This is a genomic window from Parahaliea aestuarii (assembly GCF_008064635.1).
Taxonomy (GTDB): Bacteria; Pseudomonadota; Gammaproteobacteria; order Pseudomonadales; family Halieaceae; genus Parahaliea; species Parahaliea aestuarii.
The window spans coordinates 202,304-209,784 of sequence record NZ_VRYZ01000009.1; the positions used below are offsets into that span (position 1 = coordinate 202,304).

Here is a 7,481-nt window from a genome sequence, read left to right on the forward strand (position 1 = left end):
GCTGCCGGCCTGGCCGGCACGGGCAGTATCGCAAGGAGGTAGAGGCAACTATGGCGAGAATCGGAATTGTGGGCGGCACCGGCTATACCGGCGTGGAACTGCTGCGGCTACTGGCCCTGCACGATGATGTGGAGGTGGTCGCGATCACTTCCCGCGCCGAAGCCGGGCGCCGGGTGGACGAGCTGTTTCCCAATCTCCGCGGCCGCTACGATCTGGCCTTCTCGGAACCGGATGTGGCACTGCTGGCCGGCTGTGACCTGGTGTTTTTTGCCACCCCACATAATGTCGCCATGAACCTGGTGCCGGAGCTGTTGCAGGCGGGTACCCGGGTTGTGGATCTGTCGGCCGATTACCGGATTCGCGACGCGGCGCTCTGGTCGCGCTGGTACGGGGAGCCCCACGCCAGCCCGCAGTTGTTGCCCGAGGTTGTTTACGGCCTGCCCGAGCGCTTCCGCGCCGAGATCGCCGGTGCGCGTCTGGTGGCCTGTCCCGGTTGTTATCCCACCGCCATTCAACTGGGTTTCATCCCTCTGCTGGAGGCGGGGCTGGTAGATCCGGCCCACCTGATAGCCAGTGCCGCGAGTGGCGCCAGCGGCGCAGGGCGCCAGGCGAAGATCGACAACCTGTTGAGCGAAGTGTCTGGCAGCTTCAAGGCCTACGGCGTCAGCGGCCATCGGCATCTGCCTGAAATCGAGCAGGGCCTGGCAGAGGTGCAGGGCGGGCCGGTTTCCCTGACTTTTGTACCCCACTTGCTGCCCATGGTGCGCGGCATTCACGCGACCCTGTTCGCCCGCCTAAGCGGCGAGGCTGATCTTCCGGCGCTGCAGGCGCTGTTCGAGGAGCGCTACCGGGACGAGCCATTTGTCGACGTACTGCCGGTGGGCATGTACCCGCAGACGCGCACGGTAAAGGGCGCCAATCAGTGCCAGATATCGCTGGCTCTGCCGCAGGAGCGCGATACGGTGGTGGTCATGTCAACCATCGATAATCTGGTCAAGGGTGCCTCCGGACAGGCGGTGCAGAATATGAATATCATGCTGGGGCTGCCGGAGCAGCGCGGCCTGACCCAGGTAGGATTGCTGCCCTGAACCGCATTCGCTACGGCAAAGATGCCCGCCTCCAGCGCCGCAGAGTGCTGGTCGTTGTGCTGCTGTTGGTGGCCGCAGCGCTGCTCGGGTTCGGCGCGTTGCTGGGGCAGCAGGCGGCCTATCGCGGCATGGGGATCGATCCGGATCAGTACCGTGAGTGGCGCCGCGCCTACCCTGAAGCCCAGGCCGAGATCCGCGCGCTGCAGGAGCAGGTAGCGGCGGCTCGCACCCGGCATGAGGTGGACCGTTCGGCGCTGGAGCTGGTGCGCAAGGACCTCGCCCGGCAGCAGGAGCAGATCGCCGACCTGGATGAAGGCCTGCGTTTCTACCGCAGTCTGATGGCGCCGGGGGAAATTGCCCAAGGTTTCAGCCTGCGTGGTGTGGAGCTCACTGCGCTGGAAGCGCCTGGCCACTATGCCTTTCGCATTATTGCCCAGCAGGAAGCGCGCAAACACGATACCCTGCGCGGGGCACTGTCAGTGACCGTGCTGGGACTGGAACAGGGCCAGCCCCTGAGCTATCCGCTTTCGGTCTTGAGTGACGATGTGGATGAAGAGGGGATTGGCCTGCGTTTTCGCTACTTTCAGGTAGTGGAGGGAGAGCTGGTGCTGCCGGAGGGATTTCAGCCCCAGTCTCTGGACGTCCAGGCCACCATATCGCAGCCGCGCAAGCTGGATTTGCGGGAGAGCCACCCCTGGCAGGTACAGGAGCGATTCACCCATGTGGCGAAGTAGAAAGAGCGCCGCTACCACTCTGGTATCGCGGGATACGCTGATCACCGGCGACATCCACTTCAGCGGCATGCTGGATATTGAAGGAACCGTGCACGGCAATATCATCGCGCGACCCGACAGCGATGCGCTGGTACGGGTGATCGACGGAGGCTGTGTCGAGGGTGAGATTCGGTCGCCGGTGGTCATAGTGAACGGCGAGGTGCGAGGCAATGTCCATGCGTCCCTGCACATCGAACTCGCCCCCCGTGCCCGGGTCAGTGGCGATGTCTACTACGCCCTGATCGAGATGGCGGCAGGGTGCGCAGTAAACGGGCAGCTGGTCCATACCGCGGCGCTGGCCGATGCCCGGGGTGAGGCGGAAAGCTCGAATGAATTGACGTCAGGCTTCACAGCGGCCACGCTGGCTAAAGTTGACTGATTTACTTGGTCTTACGATAATCCCTGAGTGTTCGCCCTTAATTTTCCAGCCCGAGCTGCCCCGAGCAGCGGATGTGACCCATGTCAGTAGCCGAAGCCTTCAACCCCGCCAGCCTCAACCTGTCGCCACGCGCCGTCGCCAAGGTGCAGGCGCTGGTTGAAGAGGAGGAAAACCCCGGCCTCAAACTGCGAGTCTATATCACCGGCGGCGGTTGCTCCGGGTTCCAGTACGGCTTCACCTTTGAGGAAGAAGCCGCCGAAGATGACACGGCCATCGAGCGCGAAGGGGTTACTGTGCTGGTAGACCCGATGAGCTTCCAGTATCTGGTTGGCGCGGAAGTGGACTACAGCGAGGGCCTTGAGGGCTCCCGCTTCGTCATCAACAATCCCAACGCGGCCACCACTTGCGGCTGCGGCGCGTCCTTTTCTATCTAGCCACGGCGCTCGCCCCGCCGGGGTAAACGCCCCCCAGAACCACCGCCCGAGCGGCGCCGGTTACCGCCGGGACATTGCCCGTCAGCCCTTCCAGGGTGCGCCATGCCAGCCAGGCGAAGGCGGCTGCTTCCACCCATTCCGGAGCGAGGCCGAGTGCGGCTGTGGTGTCGAGCGCGGCCGGTGACAGGCGCCGGTAGAGGCGTCGCATCAGATCGGTATTGCGGGCTCCGCCACCACAGACATAGATCTCGTCAACTCTGGTGGCTTCGCGTGTTATCCCCTCGGCGATCGTCGCAGCGGTAAATTCCGCCAGTGTGCTTTGTACCGCCCGGGCATCGGGACTGTGGGGCAGCTGTTGCAGTTGCCGATCCAGCCAGTCCAGGTTGAAAGCTTCTTTGCCAGTGCTGCGCGGCCCGGTGCGGGCAAAATAGTCATGGGCCAGAAGCTGGGCGAGAAGCGCGCTGTCAACCTCGCCCTCGGCGGCCCACTGGCCATCGCGGTCAAAGGCCGTGCCGCGGTGGCGCTGTATCCAGTGATCGAGCAGAGTGTTGCCCGGCCCGGTGTCGAAACCGCGAACACCGCCGGTCCCGTCGAGCAGGGTGGCGTTGGCAATGCCGCCGATATTGAGAATCACCCTGGCCACCCCGGCAGTCGCAAAGGCCGCGGCATGGAAGGCGGGGGCCAGCGGAGCGCCTTCGCCACCAGCGGCGATATCGCGTCGACGGAAGTCAGCGACAGTGGTGATGCCGGTCCGTTGGGCAATCGTATTGGGGTCGCCAATCTGCAGCGTAAAGCCCTGCTCTGGAGGCTGGTGGACAGACGGGGGCAGGTGACGAATGGTCTGGCCGTGGGAGCCAATCGCCCTGATTTCGTCGACCTGATGGCCGCTCTGGTCGAGGAGGCTCAGCGTCGCCGCGGCGAACAGCTCACCCAGTTCCCTGTCCAGTGCGCCCATACGCTCAATTTCGTTGCTGCCGACCCGGCTGATGGCTGCAATGCGGGACCGGGTGTCCTCGGTGATGGGATGCTCGCAGGTGGCCAGCAATTCAATCCCGCCGGGCCCGATACGTGTGAGGGCGCAATCGATGCCATCGATACTGGTGCCCGACATCAGCCCCACAAAGAGCGAGTCGGGCACGCTGTTGACTCAGCGTTGGCCAGCGTCAGCGCTGGCCTGGTTGAGGGCGAGCCGATTGCCGGATTGCAGCGAGGCCAGTTGTTGGGCTGCGGGAGCTATGGACTGCTGAAAGGCGGCCATCTCGGTCTGTGGCAGGGTTTTTGCCTTGGGCAGTTCCTTATGGATGGTGCGCGGGTTGCGGTGAGTCCCGTCGACCAGGAATTCGTAGTGCAGGTGGGGGCCTGTGGCGGCGCCGGTGCTGCCCACGGTGCCGATGACATCGCTCTGGGATACGCGTTGGCCCTGCTTTACATGTTTCTTGTGCAGGTGCAGATACTTGGTCACGTAGCGGTCACCGTGCTGGATGAACACATAGTTGCCGTTGGGGCGGCTGTAGCCGGATTTGATGACCCGGCCGTCGCCAGCGGCGAACACGGGTGTGCCGGTGGGGGCGGCGTAGTCGGTGCCCCGGTGGGGGCGCGTGGTTTTGTAGATCGGGTGCAAGCGCTTCATATTGAAGTTGGAACTGATCCGGGTGAAGTCCACCGGCGCCATCAGGAAGGCCTTGCGCATACTGACACCATCGGCATTGTAGTAGCTCACATCACCCACACTGTCCTGGTAGCGGTAGGCAGTGAAGGTTTCGCCCTGATTGGTAAATGAGGCCGCGACAATGTCGCCATCGCGGTATTTCTCGCCGTCGAGATAGTGTTCTTCGTACACCACATGAATGGTGTCACCCTTGCGGGGATCCAGTACAAAGTCGATCACCCCGCCGAAGATATTCGCCAGCTCCAGAATTTTCACCTGGGAAAGCCCCATGTCCTGGCCGGCCATGAACAGGGATGAGGTGATTTCTCCGCTGGCCCAGGCCTCCCGGACCTCCGGTTCGCGGATGATGCGCTCTGCGGCAAAGGTGCCATCCTCGCTGCGCAGGTAGGTCACTGATTCCAGTGGCGATACGATGTGCTTTACGCCGCCCAGTTTGCCGTCGGAACCGGCCAGGAAGGCAACGGTTTGCCCGGGGTAGATGCGGGACAGTTCCTTGCCCTGGGGCGATTCATAGACCACCTGGTGGACATCGCCGTTGTCGTAACCAGCGCGTTTGAAGATCAGGGAAAGGTTGTCTCCGGCGCGGACAGTTTCTTCTATCCACGCGGGAGCGGGCGGCTCAGCGGCCGCTACCACGGCGGCGGGCGGATTGCTTTCAGGTGGAGGGGGTGCGCTGTCCGCCGCCGGTGACGGCGGGGCGGCGAGTTCGGCGGTAGCGCCGAGAATACGCTCCACCGCCTGTTCGGCGCTGTCACTTTCCGGCGCGACTTCACGGTTGGCTTTCACTGAGCCCCCCGGTGTCAGGCCGGCAGCAATGGCCACACCTGCGGTGAGGATCGCTACCGCCAGGAAATGTTTGTGCTGTCCCAGTTTCTGCTGTCTGCTATTTGCTGTACTAGCAGTTGCCCCTCGCGGCTTCGCGTGCTTAGTCATATTCCCGGTCTTTATGGTCACTCCCAATTCCGGCCAGTATATTGAAGTTCAGGCGGAATCTACAGTTCCGGTATTATTCGGGTTCACTCAATCAGGGGGCTGGTGTAAGGTTTTCGCCCTTTTTTCATCCCAAAAGCAATTCCTGTCGAGAGCAGACCCATGAGCAGTGCATTATTGGCGGATCTCCGCGCCCGCGGACTGGTATTTCAGGTAGCCGGAGAAGATGAACTTCCGGCCTGGCTTGACGGTGGTTCGCGCACGCTCTATTGCGGCTTTGACCCCACGGCCGACAGCCTGCACATCGGGTCGCTGGTGCCGCTATTAATGTTGCGCCGTTTTCAGGATGCGGGTCACAGGCCCCTGGCCCTGGTGGGGGGGGCTACCGGATTAATTGGCGATCCCAGCTTCAAGGCGCAGGAGCGGCAGTTGAATACGCCGGACGTCGTATCCGGCTGGGTGGACAAGCTGAAGCTGCAGGTATCGCGCTTCATCGACTTCGATGCCGGCGAGCGCAGTGCCGAAGTGGTCAATAACCTCGACTGGACAGCCGGTATGGATGTGCTGACCTTCCTGCGGGATGTCGGCAAGCACTTCTCAGTGAACGCCATGATCCAGAAAGAATCGGTGAAGCAGCGGATTGAACGCGAGGGCGCGGGCCTCAGCTTCACCGAGTTCACCTATATGATTCTTCAGTCCTACGATTTCTCCGAGCTTAACCGGCGCAACAATTGCAGCCTGCAGATAGGCGGGTCGGATCAGTGGGGCAATATCACTGGTGGTATCGACCTGACGCGCCGTATGAATGGCGAAAAGGTTTTTGGCCTGACCATGCCATTGATTACCAAGGCAGATGGCACCAAGTTCGGCAAGACCGAGTCCGGAACTGTCTGGCTGGACGCTGCTCGCACGTCTCCCTATGCCTTCTACCAGTTTTGGCTGGGAACCGCAGACGCTGATGTCTACCGCTTCCTTAAGTACTTCACTTTTCTGCCGGTGGAGGAAGTTGATGCCCTCGAGCGCGCCGATGCCGGGCGCGCCGGTCGCCCCGAGGCCCAGGCGGTGCTGGCCCGGGAAGTGACTCGCCTGGTACATGGCGAAGACGGGCTGCTGGCTGCCCGGCGAATTACAGAGGCCCTGTTCAGTGGTGAACTGGATGCACTTTCTGCCGATGATTTTGCCCAGCTGCGGCAAGACGGCCTGCCCGCCAGTGCGCTGAACGCATCTGAATGGCCGGAGACCCTCACCCAGCTGTTGACGGAGGCGGGCATGGCGACCTCCGGCAAGCAGGTTAAGGACGCGCTGGGTCGTAATGCGGTGCTGGTGAACAATGAGCCTGTTGGCTGGGAGGCGAATGCGGCTCCGGCAAAGGTCTTTGCCGCGGATAGGGCGTTATTCGGCCGCTACTTCCTGGTTCGCCTGGGCAAGAAGAAGTACCACCTGTTCGAGCTGGTTTGAGGCCGGCTCTGGGCGGAATTTGTACAGAATTGGCGCCCCGTAAAATTATTTTCACAAAGTGCTTGCGCATCAAAATTCCGCTGCGTATAGTGCGCCTCCCTTCGACGAGGACGGGACGCAAAATCCTCCCGAAGGGCACCTTGAAACTGATTCAGTTTCAATAGCTTAGGCTAAAAAGGTGAAGTGATCGCGAAGGCAGCGGTTGATGCAAAAAATTGCAAAAAACAGTTGCCAACGAAACATCGATCCTTATAATACGCGTCCTCGGTTGGGGAGAGCGGTTCAGCAAAGCGCTGGCAGCGACCAACCACTACCCTGAATCCCGGCGATCAGGGGCTGATTAACAAGTAGACGAAGACAGATGTGTGGGCACTTGTTGAGGTAGTAGCTACGACTATTATCAGACACAAGTGACTCATTGATTCATTACGAATTCTTGATTTTTCGAGTGTCTGAGCCGAGATTTGGTTGTTGCCGTGGGGTAACCACGTAAATGACCCCTCTTGTTGGCAGGTATTGCAGCAGAGGTAAAAGATTAAACTGAAGAGTTTGATCATGGCTCAGATTGAACGCTGGCGGCAGGCCTAACACATGCAAGTCGAGCGCGAAAGCCCTTTCGGGGGTGAGTAGAGCGGCGGACGGGTGAGTAACGCGTAGGAATCTACCTGGTAGTGGGGGACAACATGGGGAAACTCATGCTAATACCGCATACGCCCTACGGGGGAAAGCGGGGGACCTTCGGGCCTCGCG

At 61.3% G+C, this 7,481-nt stretch carries 7 protein-coding genes and 1 rRNA gene; 6 read left to right on the forward strand and 2 right to left on the reverse strand.

Annotation, left to right across the window (positions count from 1 at the left end):
* Positions 1 to 50: 50 nt before the first annotated feature.
* From argC to erpA, 4 genes are all read left to right on the forward strand, one after another.
* Positions 51 to 1,088 carry an N-acetyl-gamma-glutamyl-phosphate reductase gene (gene argC, locus FVW59_RS18320; protein ID WP_148065826.1) on the forward strand — a complete coding sequence of 346 codons (1,038 nt, stop codon included), beginning with the start codon at positions 51 to 53 and terminating at the stop codon, positions 1,086 to 1,088.
* Between the two features lie 44 nt (positions 1,089 to 1,132).
* Positions 1,133 to 1,822, forward strand: a complete 690-nt coding sequence (locus tag FVW59_RS18325) for a DUF6776 family protein (RefSeq protein WP_148065827.1) — start codon at positions 1,133 to 1,135, stop codon at positions 1,820 to 1,822.
* Positions 1,809 to 2,240: a bactofilin family protein gene (locus FVW59_RS18330; protein ID WP_148065828.1), complete on the forward strand. Its 432-nt coding sequence runs from the start codon at positions 1,809 to 1,811 to the stop codon at positions 2,238 to 2,240. The genes FVW59_RS18325 and FVW59_RS18330 overlap by 14 nt, the downstream gene beginning before the upstream one ends.
* An 80-nt stretch (positions 2,241 to 2,320) precedes the next feature.
* On the forward strand, positions 2,321 to 2,674 hold the full coding sequence (gene erpA, locus FVW59_RS18335; RefSeq protein WP_148065829.1) for an iron-sulfur cluster insertion protein ErpA: 354 nt from the start codon (positions 2,321 to 2,323) through the stop codon (positions 2,672 to 2,674).
* On the opposite strand, the gene FVW59_RS18340 is transcribed toward erpA, so the two are convergent.
* Both FVW59_RS18340 and FVW59_RS18345 read right to left on the reverse strand, forming a co-directional pair.
* Complete coding sequence (locus FVW59_RS18340) at positions 2,667 to 3,812, reverse strand: anhydro-N-acetylmuramic acid kinase (protein ID WP_281290186.1); 1,146 nt, start codon at positions 3,810 to 3,812, stop codon at positions 2,667 to 2,669. The two genes, erpA and FVW59_RS18340, sit on opposite strands and share 8 nt — an antisense overlap.
* Positions 3,813 to 3,821: 9 nt before the next feature.
* Positions 3,822 to 5,129, reverse strand: a complete 1,308-nt coding sequence (locus FVW59_RS18345; protein ID WP_342779711.1) for a peptidoglycan DD-metalloendopeptidase family protein — start codon at positions 5,127 to 5,129, stop codon at positions 3,822 to 3,824.
* 306 nt (positions 5,130 to 5,435) lie between these two features.
* On the opposite strand from FVW59_RS18345, the gene tyrS reads away from it, so the two are divergent.
* Positions 5,436 to 6,731 (forward strand): tyrosine--tRNA ligase, encoded by a 1,296-nt coding sequence (gene tyrS, locus FVW59_RS18350; RefSeq protein ID WP_148065831.1) that lies wholly within the window; start codon positions 5,436 to 5,438, stop codon positions 6,729 to 6,731.
* Positions 6,732 to 7,268: 537 nt separating this feature from the next.
* Positions 7,269 to 7,481 (forward strand): 16S ribosomal RNA (locus FVW59_RS18355); the annotation flags it as partial.